This window comes from Mastigocoleus testarum BC008, from assembly GCF_001456025.1.
GTDB classification, from domain to species: Bacteria; Cyanobacteriota; Cyanobacteriia; order Cyanobacteriales; family Nostocaceae; genus Mastigocoleus; species Mastigocoleus testarum.
On sequence record NZ_LMTZ01000129.1, the window covers coordinates 204887 to 229260 of the forward strand.

Sequence of the window (24374 nt, forward strand, 5' to 3'; positions counted from 1 at the left end):
TTGAATCTTCAAACTTTAACCTTCAAACTTTAATTTTTCGATATAAAGACCAACTGGGGACTCCTAGAGAAATACCCAACCAAAACCGGCAAAGCACTTTACTAAGAATCCCCAGATCTGAAGGTTTTAAGTCTTAATCAGCAATATCAAGAACTTTGAAGCTACCCTATCTACTAAGATAAGGAGTTAATTACATAGTCTAGAAGAGCATTGTACTCTGTTAATGCTTGGCTAGACATATCACGAGGAGCGCAACCACGGTTACGAGCGAATGATAATGCTTCTACGTAAGGAGCGGTAGGCAGGCTCAAGGAACGATATACTTCACGCTGACCAGCAATTCCCCACTCATCAACGGGACCAGTACCACCAACAACTAAGCAGTATTGGATTAAACGTAGGTAGTGTTTGATGTCACGTTGACACTTAGCTTTGAAGGTATCGGTGGAATTAGCTTCACCAGAGTTGTTCAAGTAAGGATACTTCTTGATACAAGCGTCATAAGCTTCTTTAGCAACGTTGTCAAGGTTGCTTCCGAGCTTTTCAGCAGCTTCTAGACGAGCAGTTGCACGTTGGATGCTACCTTGAACGGATTCTAGATCAGAACTGCTGGGAAAACGACCTGCAGCATCTGCCGCAGTAATAACTGTGCTAAGAACGGATTTCATGTTTTTACTATCTCCAGGTTAACTTTGATCGAGTGTTTATTTCTGTACTATTGCCTAAAAGCTTCGTTACTAAGAGTCTTAGAATTTTGTTAGTAATTAGCTTAGAGCAGCAATAACGCGATCGAAGTAGCCAGATGCTTCAGCAACTAAGCTAGCGCAGCGATCCTCTGTCACAGGAGCTCCCATTTTACGCAGTTTTGAACCAGCAAATTCTTCGCTAGGAGTATCTTTGATGTGAGCAGCAGCTTGAGCCTTCATGATTTGGACAGCACGAACTGTAGAAGTGGTAGGTACTCCCAAAGCAGAGTAGGTTTCTTTCAAACCGTTCAAGCAACGATCGTCTAGAACAGAAGCATCACCAGCTAATAGAGCATAGGTAACGTAGCGGAGGATGATTTCTGCATCACGTAAACAAGCAGCCATACGGCGGTTAGGGTAGCAATTACCACCTGCTTGAATCAAACCTTGGTTTTCGCAGATCATTCCAGCGACAGCATCAGAAACCATACAGCTAGCGTTGCTAGCAATTGCGTTTACAGCATCAAGGCGTCTGTTACCGGAAGCGATGAAAGCTTTTAGAGCATCGATATCACCAACAGGTGAGGTGCTAGCATCTGACGTAACTACGGCTCTAGAAAATGCGTCGAGCATTGAACTCTCCTGAAATTTTACTTATACGAAAATAACTTTCTTATGTGGTTCGTTACTCTCTGAGTGACCAACCAAGTTTTAAGATAATCGTTAAGGGTTACTTGAATCTCATTTCTGAGATAGAAAGTAATAATCTGTAACTTTTATCTAGACTCTGTTAAATTTACGATCTGGCTTGACAACCTAGGCTATCGCCTGTATTACAGCGAGTGAAGGCATTCCATTGTCCTAATTCTTCGCCCGGACGACTGCAGAGCATGGCTCGCGTTTCTTCACTAATACCTTGAGCTTTTGTAAAATCAGCGCCGGAAATATTTTGCACTTGCTCGAAATTCGCATCTGTCAAATCAGCAGCGCGGAAATCTACTCCCTGTAATTCAGTTCCAATGAAACGAGCTTTACGTAAATAAGCTCCGGTGAATAAAGCTCCTTGTAAGTTAGCTCCACTTAGAGCAGCATCTTCTAAGTTAGCTCCCCGCAGATCTGTACCGCTGAGGTAAGCTCCCCGGAGATTAGCGCCTCTCAAATCTGCATTTTTCAGGTTAGCAGTATTAAGAAATACTCCATTCAAGTTTGCTTTTGGTCCAATTGCGCCAGAATTTCTGTAGTCAAATCCCTCTACCCATTGAGTTTGGGAGTCGTAGCGGGCGAGTTGCAGTTTTGCACCTTCCAATTGGGCTTCAGTTAGACAGCACCCTTCCAAATTAGATCTGAATAAGTAACTTTCTGCTAAATTCGCTCCTGTTAGGTTAGCACCACTGAGGTTAGCCCCGCGCAAATCAGCATTTTTAAGGTTTGCACCGCTCAGATTCGTCTGACTTAAATTTGCACCGATCAGGTTGGTGCTACTAAAATCAATTCCTGACAAATCCATTTCACTGAAGTTAATTCCCTGCAGGTTAGTTTTGGCAAAACTTTTTTTTTCTTGGAGTGCTTGTAATATTTCGTTAGAGATCATAAATAATTCAAAAGTTAAAAGTCATTAGTGGATTGCACACGTCTGACGACGTAAGCACAGCCAGAGGCTTTGCCGTCGCCGGATCCGTAAGGTGACGTAGTCATAGGCTCTGCCGCAAGGCTTAACCGTAGGTAGCGCAGCTGTAGCGTGTCCTTAGGACATAAGTCAAAATATGACTTGCGGACAAGATGAGATAAATACCTCATTTGCGAGAAAACTACTTTTAGAGTATTGTCTGTTTACTGTTCCCCGTTCCCTGTTCCCTGTATTCCTTAAAAATCTAAGAAACATTATCATGCTATATGGTGGGTATTGCTTGCCATAAAAGAAATAATTGGGTTTTGAGGGAGAAATTAAGAATGTCAGTGACACCACCAATGACAATGATGGATTTTTTTCGTAAAAGTGAGGGGACTTGGTTCTCTCAAAGAGCAGTGCATAACTTTGCTGCAGTTGCGGATGAATCCGGGGAATCAAATCTGATTGTTCAAGTTTTAGATCGACAGGAACCCAGTGTTTTAGAAATCGCCTCAAAAGAAGGGATTGACCCAGCTTCAGTTGCTGGAGGTGCAAAGTTTTCATGGCAAGGAAATCTTAAAGATGGGGAACCCAATCCTAATTATGCGGCAATACTTGTAGATGTTCCTAACCCTGATAATCCCCGTTGTGGTAAATTTTTCCGCAATCAAGGTTACGTTGAAGGTATTCCAGTAGTAGGAATTTATAGTTTTGCGGAAGATGGAGTATTGACCATTGATACAGAATATGAAAAAAATCAGGGTCAAGAACGTTGTTGGTTCGTGACGGATGATTTTCGCGTGCGGGTAAGCACGGTTAAGTTGATGAATGGAGTCAATTTCATGACTTATTCTTCTGAACGTCGTTGTATTTTACCTTCTCAACTCGATGAAATGGTAGAAAAGAACCGACAGAGGGCTTTAACTGCATAATTGGTAATGAATGGGTAATTGGTAATTGGTAATGGGTAATTGGTAATGGGTAATTGGTAATGGGTAATTGGTAATTGCTAAGAGTTAAGTAGGGTGTCTTAGCTTTAAGTTATTTTCATCTAGTAAAGTTGTAGCCTCGATGTAAGGTCCATCAACTAGATATAGATGTGTTTACTGTTGGTAATTCATCAGCAAAACTTTGACGCTTTTCAAATTTTAGGGGTCCATGTTCTGACCCCCAAACCTGTTCGTGGGTATTAATATCCATACCTCGATCTAAACTCATCCAAGTTGTTTCCGTCACTTCAACTTCACTAATTAAATAAGTTGATTTTCCGTACTTTTCAATTAAACATTTATTTCCTTCTACACCCCCTCGAAATAAATTCCCTTCCCATCTAAAAACCATCGAGCAATTATGACGGCGCTCTATTTTATCGGGAGATATGGTTTTTAAAATATCTAAATTATGTCCTGCACCGGCGTAAAGATAAGCATCTTGTAAACTATAGTTTTCAATATAAATTTCTTCTCCCCGACCCACTACCCGATGAATTCCTTGACGGTAAGGAGTCCATAGATCGTAGTCATATGTTTGTTCGGAATAAAACCCAATTCCTTCAAAAAATTCAAACGGTAAAGGACGGAAAAAAATCCGAATATGAGCAAAATTTTTCGTATCGGCAAAAGATTGTTTGTAATTACTAAAATCTCCAGCCATCCAACTGGCTAATTTCATCATTAAGGAATCACTCATGATTTTTTCTCGTTTAAGGAACGGATTTCTGAAGAAAAAGAAGCGGTAACAACTCCGGAACCCGCACTAGTTTTAATTAAAGAAACTCGAAAGCGAACATTATCCCCACAAAACCAAATTTTCTCCTCAGCCATTGCTCGGTCGTAAGGGGTTAATAAACTAAAAACTCCTTCTTCATTGATTTGATAATTACCTACGGAAGGAATTGTTTCCGCATATCCTCTATCCCGCAATAATTTACCTTTTTGGGGTTCATTAGGATCGGGAATGGGAACAAGAATAGTTGTCCCCTGGGAAATTTCTTCTTCTTCCCAGTCAGATTCTCCTTCCCAAGTCATGCGAAAAGGATCGGTTGCTAATTCAGGAGCGATTTCGTAAGACTTGCACAAAGCAATAACGTCTGCATCGTCAGATGCTAAAGGAACAATATCAATTGTGGAAATCACTTGTTCGAAGTGAGCAAAAGCTAAATGATGAGCACTACGCTGCGATCGCCATCTACCGAGAGAAAGTTGTACAAATTTTGTAATATCCATTCTGAAATTCTATATCTAGTAATGAAGGCAGACAAATATCACTACTGTACTACCTTTAGCTGGTATGGTTTAACCTACAGAGTTTGAAAACCGTACTTTACCCCCATTACCAATTACCCATTACCAATTACCCAATCCCCATCAGCAACCCAAATTATCTGGAAAACCAAGCATTATATTCAAATTTTGTACCGCAGCTCCTGAAGCTCCTTTACCTAAATTATCCAAACGAGCGACTAATAAAGCTTCTTGAGTATTATCATTCGCAAAGACAAAAATTTGTACTAAGTTAGTGTTAACTGCTCCTTGAGCGTCCAAAAATTTACCATTACGCAAATAACTTTCATCATTTAAAGGAGCAACCACAATATTTTCTTCATCTTGATAATATTCTTTGAGGGTGGTGTGGATTGCTTCACCAGTAATAGATTTTTCTAAAGCGCGTAATTGTAAGGGAATTTGTACTAACATTCCTTGCTCAAAGTCTCCCACCGCAGGTACAAACAGGGGAGGAATATCTAAACCGGAATATACATGCATTTCCTTAACGTGCTTGTGACCGAATTTCACGCCATATATTCCATAAGCATAACCGGTTGCTGATAAGGGGGAAGCATTGTGAAATTTTTCATATTCTTCGATCAGTTTTCTTCCTCCTCCCGAATAACCGCTAACAGCATTGATGGTGACCGGGAAATTTTTGGGGATAATACTTGCTGTAACTAGTGGACGCACGCAAGCTAAAAAACCTGTTGGATAACATCCGGGGTTACTAACCCTTTTGGAGGAACGAATTTTTTCTCTGTGGTTTTTCTCAAGTTCGGGAAAACCATATACCCAACCACTTGCGACTCGATGAGCAGTACTCGCATCCAATATCTTCACATCGGGATTACTTACAAAACTTACTGCTTCGCGAGCCGCATCATCGGGTAAACAGAGAATAGCAACATCTGCTAAGTTAATATAATTTGACCTTGCTTGAGCATCTTTGCGTTTTTCTTGGGGTATGCTAATAATCTCGATATCATCACGCTGGTTTAACCTGGAATGAATTTGCAAGCCGGTAGTTCCTTCTGCACCATCAATGAAAACTTTAGGTTTAGCCATAACTAGTTACCTCAATTACCCCAAAAATATTTTAAAAGTGTAAACGCCCTAACATTATTAAAACTTACTGGGTTTGAATTTATCAAAACTACCGAATACCCCATCCCTCTATAGGGGATGTAAGGTAGGTCAAACATTGCTGTAAAAACAGCATTGTGCGTAGTTAAATCTAACCATTTAGTGGCGTTTGAGGCTTTGCAAGTAATAAATATCAAGAATCCCCATCCCTCTATAGGGTGGGGAGCGTCAATCAGTAACATGTATTTAATAACAGAATTTAAATCGCAAGTAGAGCAGGCTCTAATAAAAGATAGAACTTAAAGACATGAGGGGTATTGTAAGTTGCTCAGTTCATTCCAAGTCTTCTCGCCGATGATACCATCCACTACTAAACCTTTATCTTTTTGTAAGCCCTTCACTGCAGTTTCGGTTACAGGACCAAAGTCACCATCAATAGTAGAACGATATCTGTCATCATCATATAGCCTTTGCTGAACTTTCCTTACGAGTTCACTTTTGTCACCTTTGCGAAGAACTTCCATATCGGCTGGAGCCTTTCGAAAAAGTGCGCACCAAGTATTATTGTCAACTTCTCCATTTCGCGGGAGAAACATTATGCACTGGAATACCCCAACTACATATTTGGTCCCTGCACCAAATATACCGTCAACTGAAATCTCTTGACCGTTTTTACGTAATAATTCTTGTAGTTCTCTTACAGATTCTCCTCTGGAACCTTCACGTAATTCTGGTTTGTTGATATCAGAACATGATGTTAAAGCCATATTTATTTTTCCTAATGATGATTTTGTTGAATTTACTTTGTATAAATAAATTCTTACTAGATTATTCTCTTATCAAATAAATGTAATATTGATAACTCATAATATTATTTTAATAAATCGTTATTTATTCGTAATCTGAACTTTTTATTATGTATTCTTACTTAAAATACCAAATTCCAAAATCTTTATTTGTTCTAATTTATCCTATAGAACTTTTATCAAATGTGAGGTGAAATTCATATTAATTGTTACCCCAGTATCGATAAATAAATGCATGCGTGCGCTATACATACAGATAATTATCTATTACATCATGTTTATTGCTGCTAAGGTAATAACCTCTACTTTTTACCCCAAAGCAGAGGTTATTCAATTAGTAACAGAATTTATTTGTTGAATGAATGCTTACAGGCATAAATCTGCATATAATTTGCTGAGTTCAGACCAAGTATCATTGCCAACGACACCATCTATGTCTAAACCTGCACTTATTTGTAAGTCTTTAACTGCAGACTCAGTAGCAGGACCGAAATCACCATCAATAGCAGAACGATAATATCCACCGTTGGATAGTCTTTGCTGAATTAGCTCGACTAGTTCGCCCCGATCGCCTCGACGAAGAAGAGGCATATCAACTGGTCCACTAAAATAGGCTGCCCGCCAAGTTCTATCGTCAACGATTCCATCTTGTGGGAGAAACATTTTGGATTGGAATATTTTGACTGCATTTGTTGTTGCAGGACCAAATATACCGTCGATTACTTCTTCTCCAGGAAATACGCAAGCATGATTACTATCGACATAGTAAAACACACCGTGAGGTAATAATAATCTTTGTAATTCTCTTACGGCTTCCCCTGTAGAACCTTCACGTAAAACTGGTTTGTTGAGAGCCGTAGATGATATGTTAGTCATTTCTATTTGTCCTAATTTTAATTTGTTTGAAGAGGCTTTTTCGTTATTTCTATTTAAATCTGGCTAATAACCAGTACCGCTTCGCGGAAGTAAAAAGTCAAAAAGCTTATATGTTAGGATTTTCAGAGATTTTTAATGGTTACTCTAATTACGCCTAACTGTACTAGAACCCATTCTAGTTAACGAAAAAATTAACATGAAGAAGGACTGGGTTCTATTTTACTAAGTTCATGCCAAGTGCGATTTCCAACTATTCCATCTATAGATAGACCTGCTTTGATTTGCAGATCCTTCACTGCAGATTCGGTCACAGGACCAAAATCACTATCAATATTCGAACGATAGTATCCACCATCTGATAGTCTTTGCTGGATTTTTCTGACTAGTTCGCCTGTGTCGCCTTTACGGATAACTGGCATATCGACTGGTGCACGTTGATAAAGTGTACGCCAAGTCTTGTCACCAACAATCCCATCTTGTAGGAGAAACATTTTGCACTGGAATAATTTAACTGCGGTTGTTGTTTGGGGACCAAATATACCGTCAACTACAACATTTATATTGCTACGTAACAATAATTCTTGTAGTTCTTTGACAGCTTCTCCTTTAGAACCTTCACGTAAAACAGGTTTGTTGAGAGCAGTAGATGATGTGTTAGTCATTTTTGTTTCTTTGTCTCAATGCTAATTGTGTTTGAGGATGTATAAATAAATTTATACACTGATTATTCTCCTATGAGAGCAATGTAGTTGTGATAACTTTTAATGAATATTTCAGATATAGTTATTGGTTTGTAAACTAAACTTTATTCTCTGTAAAATCACTGTGTAGTATATAAGTAAGTATTTTGTAAGTCCTTGTGATATAAGGCTTTTACTCAAATATAAGTTCAGCTTAATTATTACTTGTAACCAGTGTAGAGAAATTAAAGTATTCTCTATAAATGTAACGAGTGGCGTAATTTATGTAACGCATTGAAATTTGTGGGAAATTCTATCTTTTTCTAGCAAACTAAAGCAAAGTAAGTTTGTTTAAGAACAAGATTTTAATGATAAGTAAAACTCATTCTACTTAATAAAAAGTAGAAGTTAATAGAGAGTAGGAATTTAACATGAGGTGATGAATATTTTGCTCAGTTCAAACCATGTGCGATCGCTTCGCGCCGACGCTTTAGCGTCAATCGCCAACAATACCATCAATAGTTAGACCTATATATGTTTGTAAATCCTTAACTGCTGCTTCGGTTGCAGTTCCAAAATCGCCATCAATAATAGAGTGATAATATCCGGCATCAGATAGTCTGTACTGTATTTTTTCAACCAGTATACCTTTGCTACCTTTGTGAAGAACGGGCATATCAACTGGTGCACCTAAATAGAGTGTGCGCCAAGTCTGATCGCTTCGCGCCGACGCTTTAGCGTCAATCGCCGACAATTCCATCTTCTGACAAAAATACTTTAGACTGGAATAGTTTCACTGCATTGGTTGTATGGCAGCCAAATATACCGTCAATAACTTCTTCCCCAGGGTATACGCAAGCATAGTCGTAATTTATACATGAAAATACACCGTGAGGTAATAATAATTCTTGTAGCTCTTTAACGTTTTCTCCTGTAGAACCTTCACGTAAAACAGGTTTGTTGAGAGTTGTAGAGGATGTGGTAGTAGAAAAGGTCATTTTTGTCTGTCCTAGTTGTGATTTTGGTTGAATTTGGTTGCTATGAAGGTATTCAGATTCATATTCCGTGATTCCGCAATTTATACAAAAGTTTTTTAGGAATCTGTAGATAGGTAGAAAATATAACAATAAGGGTGTGGGTTGAGTTAAAGAGTAAGAATTTACTGAATAAAAAATAGTAATGCAAAGCAAGTGTTGTGTGCTTATCTTTACTAAGTAATACCAATTTGGAAAAATAATGAGACAGATAGATTTCCGTAGAGACGTTGCATGCAACGTCTCTACCGGAGAATCTGTTGCAATGATTTATCGAATTGGTATAAGTATGGAAGTTTATAACTATATTCTGCCAATATCTGTACTGTTTTAGAATTAGTATTTTGGATTACTATGTTACCTTTTAAAGCATTATGTCCGATTTTAATAGCTTTAGTTGTTACGACCCTTGCACCCAAAGTGAAAGCAGAAACTTTTGATCGTGAAGTTTCTAAATTTGTTTCTGGACCGGGTACATTAATTTACCTTGGTAGTGGTGTAACTTTACCTCTACTTTTAGATCCTAAAGAAGGAAAACAACGCGCTCTAAGAACATTAGATTCTCTTGGTAGTAGCACTATTGCATGTATCGCTCTTAAAAAGGTAACACGAGTTCAAAGACCAGACTCAGATAGTAATGATAGTTTTCCTAGTTGTCATGCAACAGCGGCTTTTGCTGTAGCTACTGTACAAAGTCACTATAATCCAGACTCAGCATTTCTGTGGTACTCTGGGGCTACTCTAATTAGCTACTCGCGCTTGAATCTCAATCGTCACAGAATTTCAGAGGTATTAGCTGGTGCTGCATTGGGATATTTGACAGCAAAACTGGAGTTGAGCCAAAAACGCGGACTTATTCTATTCCCTTTTATTCATAGTAATGAAGACGAGCAACCAATTGTTGGACTTCAGGTAATGGGTTCTTTCTGAAGAAAATGTTTGCTGAGTTTTGTACGAATATAGATCTTTCGAGATGAAATTCTATCCCCAATAACGATCAAGTGCGAATTTTATAGATTTTTTTATTTTTAAATGTATTTATAATACTTAATTTCTTTCAAAATCTGTGCAAAATATACGTGTAAATATATAAGTTATCTGCGGGTAAATATGATTATCTGATTCCATAATATTTATATCTTATTATTTCGTGATTGTATTTTGATATTAAAAGTTGTGCAATAAATTTTTATCTTTCAATATCTATATATTATTAAATACTTTTATCAATATTATTTGTTTTAGATAATCATAAATCATTCGAATTATATTAAAGATATATGAGACTTTTAAAGATATCTGCTTGCGTTTTATTAGCCTTATCTACATCAGATATTGCCTCGGCTAGCCAAGATGGTGTGAATATAAATCAAGATGAAATAAGACAAAAAAATTTAATTGATAGACTTAGGGAAGCTAAAAAAAAATCTCAGAACCAAAAGCAAATTACTGTCGAAAATCCTAATAATGTAAATCCTAATAATGTAAATATATCAGTTGGGATTGACACCATCGCAAAAGATATTCTGAACAATAGTCAAAATAATAGAGAAGAAGTTACTCAAAACAACTTAAGCATATCTAATAGTCGCCCAATATTAACAACAGCAGAGCATCTACGAAAAGGAGAAATTTCTATTTCTGTACGTCATCGTCATTTCTTCAGTTCGGGGACTGCTAGAAGTGATGGTCTTACAGATCAACCAACTCTTGGGATTAGCTGGGGTGTGACCGATGATTTAGAACTGACTTTGGATTTTCAGACAGTTGATAACGCTGGACCGCAATATCAAGGGTCATACAGCGCTCAACGAATTAATGACCAAGGAAGTACAAACTTTTTTCAGGAATGGACTCTACAAGCAAAACAGAGAATTTGGCAAAGTAAAGATGGTACGCAGGCTTTGAGTGGCGCGATCGCAGCCTCTAGAGGAAATGACAGACGTCCATATAATTTTGCTGATGCTAATGGTATTGTGGCAGCAGGACTAAATGCACAAACGGTTTTTTCTCTGGAGCTACCCTACACTATTAAACCCGATAAGCGTTGGCAGTTTACAGTATCTCCTAAAGTTGCTTTTTTACCAGAAGATAATGCTCTCTATCTTAATCGATTACCACAACCAAACTCTGGTTCTTTTGGTGCAAATTTTGGTTTAGCAGGAGCCATTAGTTATCAATTAAGTCCAAGATTATCTTTATGGGGTGATGCATTTATACCATTTACAGGTAATAACACTATCAATAGGGATACGGGATTACCAACTCGAGATATTGCCTACAATGCAGGTTTGAAATATATAATCAATCCCAGATTAGCTGCAGACTTATTCATTTCTAATACTTTGGCTAATACTGGACCTCTTTCTATAGTCACAGATAGAGAGTTTGACGCATTAGGATTAGGACTTACCTATATACCTGGAGTTACAGTCGCAAATCGTCGCTATCCTAGTCATTTCGGTGTCAGACAAGGTATACCCCAAAGTACCCATGCTGGATTCAGTGCTTTTGATGGTGGTACTGTTCCTAGGAAACAGTTATTAACCTTGCTCCAATTAAATGAAGGGAGAACATCGTCTGCAATTCGCTATGGAATAGAAGATGATTTAGAAATAGGTATTTTCTTAGATGATATTTCCGGGATAGTAGATGAATCTGTCCTTGGAGTTAGTGGCAAAATCCGCTTTTTAAATCAAGCTGATGACAAACCATTTACCTTGAGTCTTGCTGGAAGCTTCGCCCGTTCTAATAGTGTGCTGGTAAACCTGATTAACAACGATCGCAATAGATTTGAGTCCTTAGGTTTAGAAAAGACTGGATTTAGTGTTAGTAACGAAAGTGTAGAACTTGGGGAGGTATTCGTTGTTACTTTGTCTGCACCATTGCATTATAAATTTCCTCAAGGAGGTTCAGCTTGGTTTACTCCTACCTTGGGGTATGTTCAACGTACTGGGTTAGAAATTGCTGGATTTAATGTTGGAACTTCGATTCCTTTGTCTCCAGAGTTAGATGCGATCGCTGAAGTTGGATTTAATCTCGGGGGAGAAGGTAACGCATTTATTGATAACACTCGTAAGTCAATTATTCCATGGAGTTTGGGTGTACGTTGGGAACCAAAGTCACTACTCGGTAAAGCTTTCTCTGGTTTGCAGCTAGAAGCATATCTCAGCAATAGAGTTGGTTCGAGTCCTTTTGAGACTCTCAGGGTTAGAGCAGATAATGAAACTAGGTTGGGAATTGGAATGTTATTACCAATTCAGTTTTAATTATTCAGGACTCACGCAAAATAAACGTAATTACGTCACTACCTATCACTAACGCCACGCAATAACTATAGCTACCCTACCTATAGCTACCCTACCTACGGTTCTGGAACTGCTACCTACGGATCCGCTTACGTTACGTCCTATTATTTAACTATGTTGTTAGCATTCAAATAGCTTTATTTGTATGGTCAAGAATTCAACGGCTAACGTCATCCTATTCTGACAAAATGAATCGAGAAAGCTTTGCGAATTACTAATACATGTTAATATTTAGGGTACAAATATATTTTGATGATTAGACTGTTGGAAGTCAAGCCGAAAATATTAGTACTGATTCTTTCCTCATTGTTAATTGCTTGCAATCAAACTAACCAAAACTCGACTTCAAGAGCAAATACACAACAAACCGCAAGCTTAACTGTATCGGCTGCTGCTAGTTTGACAGATGCACTTCCATCAATAAAGAAAATGTATGAGCAGCAAAATCCACAGGTTTCCATTACCTACAATTTTGCTAGTTCTGGTAATTTACAACGGCAAATAGAACAGGGAGCACCTGCTGATGTTTTTATTTCCGCTTCGGTCAACAAAATGGATATTTTGCAAAAACAAGGACTTTTGAGTCAGGGAAGTCGTAAGGATTTGCTGCAAAATAAAGTTGTTTTGATCGTGTCGAAAGATAATAGCACCATATCTGATTTTAAAGACTTAACTGCTACTGAAGTTAACAAAATTTCGATTGGCGAACCGAATAGCGTACCTGCGGGTAAGTATGCAAAGGAAGTTCTCACTAATGCAGGGATTTTCGAGGACGTAAAATCAAAAACTGTTTTTGCGAAAACTGTTCGTCAAGTCTTGACTTATGTAGAAACCGGTAATGTTGATGCGGGAATTGTTTACGCTACAGATGCAAAAAGCTCAAATAGAGTCAAAGTTGCTGCGATCGCACCAGTAAAATCTCATTCTCCGGTTGTTTATCCAGTCGCAGTCATAAAAGATAGCAATAATTCCACTGCAGCGAAGGAATTTGTGGAATTTTTATCGAGTAAACCAGCAAGCGAAGTATTTGCAAAAAACGGATTTACTCCAGTTATAAATAACTCTCCAATTAATAACTCCCAGAATAATTAGTAAATCCCAAAATAATCAATCTAAAACCTATCAATCTGAAACTTATAAATCTAAAACTTATAAATCTGAAACTTATAAATCTAAAACTTATAAATTTCCAAAAAATCAGTAATCAAGACGGCAACTGGTATGGAATTTGACTTTTCGCCTCTATGGATATCCTTAAAAACTGTTTTAACTGCAACGCCAATAGCATTTTTTTTGGGAATTACAGTTGCTCGTAAAATGCTTAATTATCAAGGTAAAGCTAAAGGATTAATTGATGGTGTTTTGACTTTACCTATGGTTCTACCGCCGACAGTCGTTGGCTTTTTTTTACTGGTGATTTTTGGGAGAAATAGTTGGTTTGGGCAATTATTATATGCGGTGGGAGTAAATGTCATTTTTTCTTGGACGGGAACAGTAATTGCTGCAACGGTTGTTGCTTTTCCTTTGATGTACAAAACAGCATTGGGAGCTTTTAAACAAATAGATCAAAACTTGATTTATGCAGCTCGCACCCTGGGAGTTCCGGAAGGGACTATCTTCTGGCGAATTATTTTCCCATTAGCTTGGGAAGGTATTTTAGGTGGAACTATTTTAGCTTTTGCTCGCGCTTTGGGAGAATTCGGAGCAACATTAATGCTCGCAGGAAATATTCCCCAACAAACACAGACAATTCCCCTAGCGATATTTTTTGCTGCAGAAGGGGGGGAAATGGATCGAGCATTAATCTGGGTATTAGTTTTGGTGGGGGTTTCCCTTTTTGTAGTTAATACAATGAACTACTTGTCTGAAGAAAAACGAGTAGTTAGGAAAAAAAGATTTGGAAATTTTAATTTAAGGTTATTGAACTTCAGATTTTTAAACCTCAGATTCATAAACCTTAGATTCATAAACCTTAGACTTATAAATTTTAGATTTATAAACTTTAGATTTATAACTAGAAAATTATCTCAAATTACTCAGCAATGTTTTAGTTCGCGTAGTTCTTTTTCTCAAATACAAGTTCCAAAACAATCTCCCTCCCCAACCTCCTTAGAAATAGATATTCTCAACCAACGTCCCGGCTTTACATTATCAGTGACATTTACTACCGATGACAGTCCTCTGGGAATTTTAGGAGGTTCCGGTTCGGGGAAAAGCATGACTTTGCGTTGTCTTGCTGGCTTGGAAACCCCAAAAAATGGAAGAATTGTTTTAAATGGAAGAGTGCTATTTGACTCAAAACGGGGAATCAATATATCAACCCGTCACCGTCGCATCGGCTTTTTGTTTCAAAATTACGCCCTGTTTCCCAATATGACCGTGAGGGATAACATCGCCTTTGGTTTAAAGTATGGACACTATAATGGTTGTTCTTTTAATAAAGCCGAACTAAACCAACGCATAGCAGAAAAAATTGCTTTAGTTGAACTTCAAGGTTTAGAGAACCGCTATCCTTATCAACTTTCTGGGGGACAGCAGCAGCGAGTTGCTTTAGCTAGGGCTTTAGCTATTGAACCAGAAGCTCTACTTTTAGATGAACCCTTTTCAGCCCTTGATACATACCTGCGCAGTCGAATTGAAAAGCAGTTGAGCGAAACCCTTACAACTTACCGAGGGATGACCTTATTTGTTACCCATAACTTGGAAGAAGCTTACCGAGTCTGTCAAAATATTTTAGTATTTTCCGAAGGCCGAATCATTGCTGATGGTTCCAAAACAGATATTTTCGAGCATCCACAGACCTTACAAGTTGCTCAATTAACTCAATGTAAGAATTTTTCCCGTGCTCGTGCTGTTTCACCTACACAAGTAAAGGCTTTGGATTGGGGTTGTACTTTGCAAGCGATTGAACCGATTCCTAGTGAAGTGACACATGTAGGAATTCGCGCCCACCATCTAATTTTTACAGACCGAGAAAACCAAGACAATAGTTTTCAAGCTTGGCTAGTTCAGATTAGTGAAACACCCCACAGGACGACAGTCTATTTAAAACTTAATTCTCCTCCTAGAAATTCTAAAGATTACCACCTACAAGCAGAAGTGTATAAAGAAAAATGGGCTGCAATTAAAGACATTCCTTGTCCGTGGCGGATTTATTTAGATCCGCTCCGCCTTTTGTTATTAACTTCTTGAATGCTTTTCACAATAATCAGTAAAAAAGTTGTATTTTATACGATGTGTTTTTATTCGCAGTAATGTTATCTGCAGGGGTGCAATGCCTTGCGCCCTCATCGAGTATTATGTTTGTTTATCGCGCTGTGTTTTTGGATGAATACAGATAGGCTAAAAAATTTAAGCCAATTAGCAATCCTGTGTTTAAAGCTAGGAAGCACTGGAGTTGGTGGTTTCCTTGTGGTGCTAGCGATGATGGAATATGAGGTAGTAACGCGGAAAAAATGGCTGACAAAACAGAAGTTTCTCGATATTATTGGCGCTAGTAACCTCGTCCCAGGTCCAAGTTCAGTCGAAGTTACAATTCATGTTGGTTACTTATATGGTGGATGGTTGGGATTTGTCATTTCAGGTATTTGTCTAATTTTTCCTGCAGCCCTGATTAAGACTGCTTTTGCTTGGGCTTATACTCAGTTTGGCGCTCTTCCCGAAATAGCCTCTTTTTTGGATGGAGTTAAACCAGTCGTTTTGGCTGTAATGTTATTAGCTGTGACGAAATTGGGCAAAACGGCGATCAATAACTGGCGTTTGTTAATCATTGGGATATTTGTCTGTACTGCAAATTTCTTCGGGGTGAGTGAGATAATTTTGCTCCTTGTCGGTGGAGCAATCGGTATGCTCTTAATAGGATTTCATCAAGAGTTATCACCGGAAGAATCAGGGGTAGAACAATCAGCAAATACCAAATTTCAAATTCCCAAAGCTGTATTTTTTTTACTAATAACTATCGCTATATTATTTTTTATTGATGCTAATTATTCTCCAAGTCTTTCCTTAGGAAAACTGAGTATATTTTTTCTTAAGGTTGCTAGTTTATTATACGGTAGCGGTTATGTCCTAATCGCATTTTTGCAAGGGGAATTGGTTGATGATTTTGGTTGGTTGACTCAGCAACAATTATTAGATGCGATCGCGATCGCCCAAATAACTCCTGGTCCTTTACTTTCAAGTGCAACTTTTATCGGTTATTTACTTTTGGGGATACCTGGCGCAATAGTTGCAACAGTATCTATTTTTTTGCCATCATTCCTTTTCAGTGCTGCTCTAATTTCGGTGGTTTCCCAACTTCGAAGCTTTCGTTGGACTTCTGCGTTTTTAGATGCTGTTAATACTAGTTCAATTGCTTTGATGGCAGCAGTAATAGTTAAGTTATCACAATCAGTATTGATTTACTGGCAAAGTTGGGTAATTTTACTAATTACCTTTATGATAAGTTTTCGATGGAAGGTAAATGTTATTTATCTGATTTTAGGAGGAGCGATCGTTGCTTGGATTCTGTTTAAATTTTAATTATTTTTTGTCAATTAAAATTCCTACTCTTCTAGCATCTTCATGCTCAAATCATAGTAAGAGCCCGTTATTTAGTGCTGTGAGAAACTTGCTATTTTTGTAAAATACTTAATATCCAATGCTGCATCTTCATAACTGAGATTGGCACTAACCTGTAAACAGCAAACTTCCAGATATCGGCTCAGTTGACTGCTAGAAGGTACTTCCAATTAATTACCCCACTTATTTTTTTTGTTTTATTGGCAAATTCTCCCAGAATGCTCTTCAATCGTCGCTTCTTCTCGAATATATTAATGGGTTACATTGTGTAAAATAGCACCGGACCCTACTTTATAGCTATTTTTTATGGCACAATGCCAGTTAACTTTTATATTCGTTGTAAATAGTGAGGTATATATTGGCTTCTCTGAACTCATCTAGGCTCATCAAAAATAAACAACGGAATATTCTTATAATTACGAGCTTAGCAGTTTTTACATTAATTGTTATCAGTGAACTGCTAAAAGGTAATATGACAAACAATGAAATTGGAAAGTTACTATTGGCGAGGCAATATGTCGATCCGGGCTGGATTCCTGAGGACTTTTATATTAATCAGCCCCAAAAATATCAAATTATATTTCAATCTATTTTTGGCAAGCTTTCCATGGCAACAGGATTTTTAGCAACCTCAATTATTGGTAGAATGACATACTACCTTCTCTTTGCTTTGGGGGTAACTCTTTTAAGTGCTGAAATAGGTCTTAACTTTTATTCGCTATTACTTGCTACTATTTTATTCTTAAATAAACAAGGAATGATTGCTGGTGAGTGGATTATAGGAGAACTTGGTCCTAAAGGATTTTCTTATGCCTTTATTTCCATTGCATTGTGGCTAGTAATAAAGAAATACTATATCCCAATGGCAATAATACTTGGGTTAGCTACATCATTCCATGTACTAGTTGGTGGTTATGCTACGATCTCGATAGCTTTATTTTTAGTACTCCAAATATTGTCACGACAGATTGAATGCCCTAGTCTTAGAAAAATTGGGGCTATATTTATTGTATATATTGTCTTTGGTTGCTTTTCCATTATCCCGATTTTCCAGCATTTCACTTCTTCATCAGTAGATTCAATTGACTCTCGTTTTACGGCATCCTATATATATGTTTTCCTACGTAATCCTCATCATCTTTATCCACTAGCCTGGTCAATAAAGATGTGGTTATGGTTGGTTTTTTATATTTCACTTGCTACATTAATATGCTTTTTAATTCATAAAAATAAATTTCCGTTCAATTCCAGTGACTTGTCGAGCCAACAAAAGTCTGCTTGTTCGCAGCTATCAAGATTTGCACTTGTGATGCTTATTCCTTTTGTTTTAGGACTTGTAATTTTTCCGATTGATCGAGATGGAAAATTTCTTCAATATTACCCATTTCGATTTGGCGATGCCATGTTGCCTATGATAACTTGTTTGCTATTTTGTCGTGCTTTAGAATGCTCGTTCCCACACATAAGAGTCAGGAAAATTTTTCTTTCATTCTGTGCTGTTATTGTTGCAATGACTTATGTTCATGGGGGATTTATTTTCATCGGTCAGGCTTTTGCATTGCAGGGATTTCCATGGAATCATCCTGATGGAATTAGGTCAAATGGCAAAGCAATGTTTGCTTGGATTAAAGATAATACACCTAAGAATTCTGTAATTATCTCACCGCCAGCAAAATTTAATGAATTTACATGGTTGTCAGAGCGTGCAACGATTGCAAAGTTTAAGCATGTGCCCTCGGATGATGCCACAATTCAGGTTTGGTATGAACGTCTAAATGATTTATCAGGTAATCCAAATAAATGGGAAAAAGTAGGCTTTGCCGTTAGGGAACAGCTTAATGATGGATATGCAAACTTGACGACGAGACAAGTAGAGTCTCTGATGCTCAAATACAAAGCAAAATATTTCATGACAGCTAGCGATCATCAGTTAGACTTACCTATTGCTTATCAGGATCAGGAATACATCATTTACTCGTCGGATTAAAAAGCGGGTCTGTAGTAGTCTTTTTCATTAATTATGACGGATTGGTTTGTCGTCAAAACCCCTGTAGATACGTTGCACGCAACGTCTCTACAATCCCTCATAATTAATATGGTGGAGTACTAGAAGTTATAATTTTTACAAAGTTTTGATTATTTTGTTTGCTTAATTTTCGCAGTAATTAAAATTGCCCGTGTCCCGACATTTTCTTGTGAATCTAATCGATCACATAGTGTATCAAAATTTATTTAAATATCTGGAATAAGCTATTATCAGTTCGTATTTATTTATATCGTAATCATGATTACTATCTTTGTAGAGGTGTGAAATTTCGCGTCTTTGCAGGTGTGACCTAACAATAATCCCGAGCTAAGCCCTTGAGCCAATAAATACAATGCAGATTCTGGTAAGCTTAAAGTTTGGTGATGGCGACTTTCAGTCAGGATTTAGTGAAAATAAAAACATATTAAATCTAGTAAATACTGAAGGGGTATCTACAGAACTAGAAATCCAACTTCCCCCAGCACCAGAAATTCCAGTCCTATATCAAAAATGGCAAAATCAATATCTCAGTTTGGTTAACCCCTTGAGAATGGGGTTTAAACGCAAACAAACTACTAATTTTTCTTGGTCTGAGTGCTATCAAGACTGTAAACAATCTGCTAGAAGTTTACAGACTCAATTGAATACTTGGCTTGGGAATATTAAGTCACAAATTGAACCTGTAGTCATATCAGATTCAGTTACATCAGATTCTAATTCCGAAGTTATATTTGTTATTAATACCGAACAGATTAAGTCTCAATCGACTAAGGATATTTTACATCGGTTACCTTGGCGGGAATGGGATTATTTCCCTGGAAATTCTAGTTTAGAAGTCGCATTATATTTACATGAATCTCAATTGAAATTTAAACAAATTGAGAAAGTTAAACCGATTGATAATCAAGTATTTCGAAGAGTTAAAATTACTAGTATTTTTGGTGACAATCAAAATATAGATATCGAAACAGATCGAGAATTAATAGAAAAGTTGAAACAACGGGGAGCAGAATTAACTGTTCTTTCTCAACCAGAACGTCGAGATTTTATCAAATTATGGGATGAACCCTGTGACGTCTTGTTTTACAGTGGTCACAGTCAGACAGATCGTGAGAATCATGTCGGTTCCTTGAAAATTAATCCTGAGGACTGTTTAAATCCAGAGGAAATTAGAAATACTTTCCGTGAAGCTATTGCAAAGGGTTTAAGATTAGCAATTTTTAATTCTTGCGATGGTTTGGGTTTAGCTGAACAGTTCGCAAATTTAGGTTTACCTTATATTATTGTTTGGCGAGAAGCCGTACCAGATAAAATTGCTCAAGATTTTCTCAAGTATTTTTTAGGTTCTTTCTCTCAAGGAAAATCTTTGTTTGCTTCTGTGCGAGATGCAAGGGTTAAACTTCAAGAACTTACCAATAAGGAAGATTCTCAACAGCAAATACCAGGAGTTAACTGGTTACCAATTATTTGTCAAAATACTTTAGAAGTTGCTCCCAATTGGGAAGATTTAGGGGGACTAACAGGTAAACTTCCTAACTCTCCTTATAAGGGATTATCCGCATTTAAAGAAAAAGATGCAGAGATATTTTTTGGTAGAGATAGGTTTATTGCAGATTTAGTTGACTCTGCAAACACTGAAGCATTAGTTCCTGTGGTGGGTGCTTCTGGAAGTGGAAAGTCTTCTTTGGTATTTGCTGGTTTAGTTCCCAGATTGCGAGAAGCTGGTAACGTACAAGTAGTATCTTTCCGTCCGGGGAAAAATCCTTTTGATGCTTTAGCAACCGCTTTGAGTTCCCATCTTCAAGATGTGATTAGTTCGCAAGAGGGAAAAGAAATAGAAGAAAGTAACCACAGATTAAAGGAATTAGAACTAGAAGTAGACTTAAAAGCTAACGAACAAGCTTTGTGTCAATTTATTGAAAATATTATTTCAAATACGTGTAAGAATAACCCCTTATGGAAATGTAGAGACGTAGCATGCTACGTCTCCAGCAAAGATTCTCAGGTAATCCATAATTCCGAGCCAAATAAATCTGGCAAACAAATATCTCAACAGAACTTTTCTCAACCAAATATTATATTAATTGCCGATCAATTTGAAGAACTTTATACTTTAGCAACGGAAGAACAACGTCAACCTTTCTTAGATGCATTGCTTTATGCTGTAAAATTTGCCCCCAACTTTACCCTAGTTTTTACACTTCGGGCTGACTTTATGGGAAAAGTTCTGGATTATCAACCTATGGGAGAAGCTTTGCAAAAATATCGACCGATCTTACTCACTTCAATGAACCGGGAGGAATTAACCGCAGCAATCGAAAAACCTGCGGAAAAAATGAAGGTGGAATTAGAAGAAGGTCTAACTGCAAAACTAATTGATGACCTGGGTAAACAACCGGGACGTTTACCCCTATTAGAATTTACCCTGACGCAACTATGGCAAAAACCAAATAAATGGTATCTTACCCACCAAGCTTATGGAGAAATTGGCGGTTTAGAAAAAGCTTTAGCTAAATATGCAGATTCAGTTTTGGATCTGTTGTCCGAAGCAGACAAAGCAAAAGCGGAACGAATATTTACTCAGTTAGTGCGTCCTGGGGAAGGTACAGAAGATACGAAACGTGTTGCAACTCGGGAAGAAATCAATCCGTATAATTGGAATTTAGTCAAACATTTAGCCGATGAACGTTTAGTAGTAACAGCTTGGAATGAAAGCGATCGCGTTGAAACAGTAGAAATTATTCATGAAGCTTTAATTCGAGAATGGAGTCAACTACAACAATGGATTGATAAAGACCGTAACTTCCGAACTTGGCAAGAATCTTTACGGGAAACGATGCGTCAATGGGAAAAAGCAAATAGAGATGATGGCGGATTATTACGAGGTTTATCCCTATTAGAAGCAGAAGAAAAGTTAGCTTCACGCTCCAACGATCTAAGCCAAGGAGCAAAAGATTTTATTCAGGCAAGTATAGCATTACGCGATCGCGAAAAACAGGAACGCGATCGCAGACGAAAAATCACAATTACTGGACTGAGCAGTTTTTCTCTAGTAGCCTTGATTTTAGCAGGCTTAGCTGGTTTGGGTTGGTGGAGTGCTGCTATTGGTGAAATCAATTCCTTAACCCAAGCTGCTGATGGTCTTTTAAGATTAAATAAACAAAAAGCAACTCAAACTAGTGTTAAAGCTGCAGTAAAAATGCAAAGTTTACCTTGGGTAGATAGCAATACTCGCAGACAAGTAGAGTTGACACTATTGCATATTGTTCCTAATGTTGCAGCACCCAATACCTTGGGAGGACATGCAGCAGCAGTTAACGATGTTAGTTACAGCCCTAATGGCAAAATTATAGCTTCTGCAAGTACTGACAACACCATCATATTGTGGGATGCAAGTACTGGAAAACAACTCAAAATTCTTACAGGACATACAAACTCAGTTCGGGGGGTTAGCTTCAGTCCAGATGGGAAAATCCTTGCTTCAGCGAGTTGGGACAAAACAGCAAAACTTTGGGATATCAATACCGGTAAACAAATAAAAACATTACAGGGACACGCAAATGAACTTCATGATGTTAGTTTTAGTCCAGATGGAAATATGCTCGCTTCTGCAAGTTGGGACAAAACCATAAAACTTTGGGATATCAATACCGGTAAAAAAATCCGTACCCTTGCTGGACACCAAGACTTAGTTCATGATGTCAGTTTTAGTCCAGACGGCAAAGTTCTTGTGTCTGCTAGTGTTGATGGTCTGATAAAATTATGGGATATCAGTACCGGTAAACAAATCAAAACCCTTGCTGGACATAAAGATGAAGTTTACGGTGTGAGCTTTAGCCCAAATGGTAAGATATTAGCTTCTGCAAGTTGGGATCGAAGCATCAAACTTTGGAATATTAACACTGGTAAACCAATACAAACCTTCATTGGTCATAAAGACGGGGTTAGGGGGGTTAAGTTTAGTCCAGATGGTCAAATTTTAGCTTCGGCAAGTGCTGACAAAAGTGTTATGTTGTGGGACGTTAAAACCGGTAGAAAAATAAATACTTTTACAGGGCATATAGAATTTGTTAATAGAATTACTTTTAGCCCAGATAGCAAAATCCTTGCTTCAGCAAGTGATGATAAAACCGTAAGACTATGGGATATTATTAACGGCAAAGAAATTCAAACTTTGTCTGGACATACAGAAGATGTTAAGGGAATCAGTTTTAGTCCAGATGGTAAGATTCTCGCCTCTGCTAGTAGCGATTTAAGAATTAAACTTTGGGATAGCAGCACCAAGCAAACAATTAATACCCTTACTGGTCATAAAGATTGGGTGATTGATGTTAGTTTTAGCCCCGACGGTGAAACCTTAGCTTCCTCCGGTAGCGATCGCACCGTAAAGTTATGGCAAACGAATACGGGTAAACTAATTAGAACCCTTAGGGGACATCAAGACAGCGTTGATGGTGTCAGCTTTAGTAAGAATGGCAAACTCCTTGCTTCTGCAAGCGATGACAACACAGTAAAATTGTGGAACCCCAATACAGGTAAATTAATAAAAACTCTTACTGGACATACAGCATCGGTTAGAAAAGTCAGCTTTAGTCCAGATAGTAAAATCCTTGCTTCTGGAAGTTGGGATAACACAATCAAACTATGGGATACCAGTACAGCTAAACTAATAAAAACCCTGGTCGGACATCAAAATTCAATTAGGGGGGTCAGCTTTAGTCCCAATGGTCAGATGCTCGCTTCAGCAAGTGGTGACAAAACAGTAAAACTTTGGAATGTCAACACCGGTAAAGAAATTGTAACCCTCAGGGGACATCAAAGATGGGTTAGGGGTGTCAGCTTTAGCCCTGACAATAAAATGCTCGCCTCTGCCAGCCCTGACGGTACAGTCAAGATATGGGATATCAGCAGTGGTAAAGAAATCAAAAGCATTACGGGACACAATAGCTGGGTTTATGATGTTAAATTCAGCCCTGTAGGTAAAATGCTTGCTTCTGCAAGTGGTGACAGATCTGTGAAACTATGGAAGTGGGATTTTGATTATTTACTCCGGGAAGGATGCAACTTCATCCGTGAAGACTTTAGAATAAACCCCCCGGACAATAAAGAAGATAAGCATATGTGCAATGGGATTAATATTACGTCTGGCTAAAAAGTTATCACATCTGTGGGAGCGAAGTAATAAGTAATAAGTAATAAGTAATAAGTAATAAGTAATAAGTAATAAGTAATGTTAGTGTTCACCGCAGGTGCATCTTGGACGCGTTTACAGCGAACAGGGGGGCGCGTAGAAGCGCGTAGGCGGCGTAACGGTGTAACGGTTTGGACGCGTATAAAGACGAATGTACGCGTCTGACGACGTTAGCGCAGCAAGAGGGATCCGTAAGGTGACGTAGTCATAGACTCTGCCGTAAGGCTTAACCGCAAGGTAGCGCA

At 37.9% G+C, this 24374-nt stretch carries 20 protein-coding genes and 1 pseudogene; 9 read left to right on the plus strand and 12 right to left on the minus strand.

Translation table 11 applies throughout. From position 1 onward, the window contains the following. Positions 1–173 precede the first annotated feature (173 nt). The 3 genes from BC008_RS34185 to BC008_RS34195 form a co-directional block, all read right to left on the minus strand. On the minus strand, positions 174–668 hold the full coding sequence (locus tag BC008_RS34185; RefSeq protein ID WP_027844963.1) for a globin family protein: 495 nt from the start codon (positions 666–668) through the stop codon (positions 174–176). Positions 669–764: 96 nt separating this feature from the next. Continuing rightward, complete coding sequence (cpeB, locus tag BC008_RS34190; protein WP_027844962.1) at positions 765–1319, minus strand: C-phycoerythrin subunit beta; 555 nt, start codon at positions 1317–1319, stop codon at positions 765–767. Positions 1320–1482: 163 nt separating this feature from the next. Then, complete coding sequence (locus tag BC008_RS34195) at positions 1483–2277, minus strand: pentapeptide repeat-containing protein (protein WP_027844961.1); 795 nt, start codon at positions 2275–2277, stop codon at positions 1483–1485. Positions 2278–2636: 359 nt separating this feature from the next. Between BC008_RS34195 and BC008_RS34200 the strand changes: the two genes are divergently transcribed. Beyond that, entirely contained in the window at positions 2637–3227 is a 591-nt protein-coding gene (locus BC008_RS34200; protein ID WP_027844960.1) for a phycobiliprotein lyase, read from the plus strand. 151 nt (positions 3228–3378) lie between these two features. Here the strand turns inward: BC008_RS34200 and BC008_RS34205 are convergent, their stop codons facing one another. The 8 genes from BC008_RS34205 to BC008_RS52540 all read right to left on the minus strand — a co-directional run bounded on the left by BC008_RS34205 (position 3379) and on the right by BC008_RS52540 (position 9008). Beyond that, complete coding sequence (locus tag BC008_RS34205; protein ID WP_027846352.1) at positions 3379–3984, minus strand: chromophore lyase CpcT/CpeT; 606 nt, start codon at positions 3982–3984, stop codon at positions 3379–3381. Continuing rightward, the gene (locus tag BC008_RS34210; protein WP_027846351.1) at positions 3981–4520 is read right to left on the minus strand and encodes a phycobiliprotein lyase; all 540 of its coding nucleotides are present in this window, start codon (positions 4518–4520) and stop codon (positions 3981–3983) included. The genes BC008_RS34205 and BC008_RS34210 overlap by 4 nt, the downstream gene beginning before the upstream one ends. A 141-nt stretch (positions 4521–4661) precedes the next feature. After that, a complete protein-coding gene (gene argC, locus BC008_RS34215; RefSeq protein ID WP_027846350.1) occupies positions 4662–5630 on the minus strand; it encodes an N-acetyl-gamma-glutamyl-phosphate reductase in 969 nt (322 codons plus the stop codon). A gap of 317 nt (positions 5631–5947) precedes the next feature. Next, positions 5948–6415 (minus strand): peptidoglycan-binding domain-containing protein, encoded by a 468-nt coding sequence (locus tag BC008_RS34225; RefSeq protein ID WP_027846349.1) that lies wholly within the window; start codon positions 6413–6415, stop codon positions 5948–5950. Between the two features lie 405 nt (positions 6416–6820). Continuing rightward, positions 6821–7330 carry a peptidoglycan-binding domain-containing protein gene (locus BC008_RS34230; protein WP_036268359.1) on the minus strand — a complete coding sequence of 170 codons (510 nt, stop codon included), beginning with the start codon at positions 7328–7330 and terminating at the stop codon, positions 6821–6823. 191 nt (positions 7331–7521) lie between these two features. Further along, complete coding sequence (locus BC008_RS34235; protein ID WP_027846347.1) at positions 7522–7992, minus strand: peptidoglycan-binding domain-containing protein; 471 nt, start codon at positions 7990–7992, stop codon at positions 7522–7524. Between the two features lie 514 nt (positions 7993–8506). Beyond that, positions 8507–8764: a peptidoglycan-binding domain-containing protein gene (locus BC008_RS52535; RefSeq protein WP_161938183.1), complete on the minus strand. Its 258-nt coding sequence runs from the start codon at positions 8762–8764 to the stop codon at positions 8507–8509. Further along, positions 8751–9008, minus strand: a complete 258-nt coding sequence (locus BC008_RS52540) for a peptidoglycan-binding domain-containing protein (RefSeq protein ID WP_153009689.1) — start codon at positions 9006–9008, stop codon at positions 8751–8753. Before BC008_RS52540 ends, BC008_RS52535 begins: the two co-directional genes overlap by 14 nt. 238 nt (positions 9009–9246) lie before the next feature. Here BC008_RS52540 and BC008_RS52280 point away from each other — a divergent pair, with 238 nt between their 5' ends. The 6 genes from BC008_RS52280 (at position 9247) to chrA (ending at position 16873) form a co-directional block, all read left to right on the plus strand. Further along, entirely contained in the window at positions 9247–9378 is a 132-nt protein-coding gene (locus tag BC008_RS52280; protein ID WP_268768256.1) for a hypothetical protein, read from the plus strand. Positions 9379–9398: 20 nt separating this feature from the next. Then, positions 9399–9974, plus strand: a complete 576-nt coding sequence (locus BC008_RS34245; protein ID WP_058184156.1) for a phosphatase PAP2 family protein — start codon at positions 9399–9401, stop codon at positions 9972–9974. Between the two features lie 350 nt (positions 9975–10324). Then, on the plus strand, positions 10325–12313 hold the full coding sequence (locus BC008_RS34250) for a hypothetical protein (RefSeq protein ID WP_058184157.1): 1989 nt from the start codon (positions 10325–10327) through the stop codon (positions 12311–12313). A gap of 291 nt (positions 12314–12604) precedes the next feature. Continuing rightward, entirely contained in the window at positions 12605–13444 is an 840-nt protein-coding gene (gene modA / locus BC008_RS34255) for a molybdate ABC transporter substrate-binding protein (protein ID WP_027845329.1), read from the plus strand. A 129-nt stretch (positions 13445–13573) separates the two neighbouring features. Further along, positions 13574–15544 carry a molybdate ABC transporter permease subunit gene (gene modB / locus BC008_RS34260; protein WP_027845330.1) on the plus strand — a complete coding sequence of 657 codons (1971 nt, stop codon included), beginning with the start codon at positions 13574–13576 and terminating at the stop codon, positions 15542–15544. Positions 15545–15679: 135 nt separating this feature from the next. Beyond that, complete coding sequence (gene chrA, locus BC008_RS34265) at positions 15680–16873, plus strand: chromate efflux transporter (RefSeq protein ID WP_027845331.1); 1194 nt, start codon at positions 15680–15682, stop codon at positions 16871–16873. Between the two features lie 92 nt (positions 16874–16965). Here the strand turns inward: chrA and BC008_RS51785 are convergent. Further along, a pseudogene (locus tag BC008_RS51785) lies at positions 16966–17150 on the minus strand (ISKra4 family transposase); the annotation flags it as partial. Between the two features lie 120 nt (positions 17151–17270). On the opposite strand from BC008_RS51785, the gene BC008_RS34270 reads away from it, so the two are divergent. Next, a complete protein-coding gene (locus tag BC008_RS34270) occupies positions 17271–18899 on the plus strand; it encodes a DUF6798 domain-containing protein (RefSeq protein WP_058184158.1) in 1629 nt (542 codons plus the stop codon). A gap of 391 nt (positions 18900–19290) precedes the next feature. Beyond that, complete coding sequence (locus BC008_RS34275; RefSeq protein WP_058184159.1) at positions 19291–24090, plus strand: nSTAND1 domain-containing NTPase; 4800 nt, start codon at positions 19291–19293, stop codon at positions 24088–24090. Positions 24091–24374: the final 284 nt, after the last annotated feature.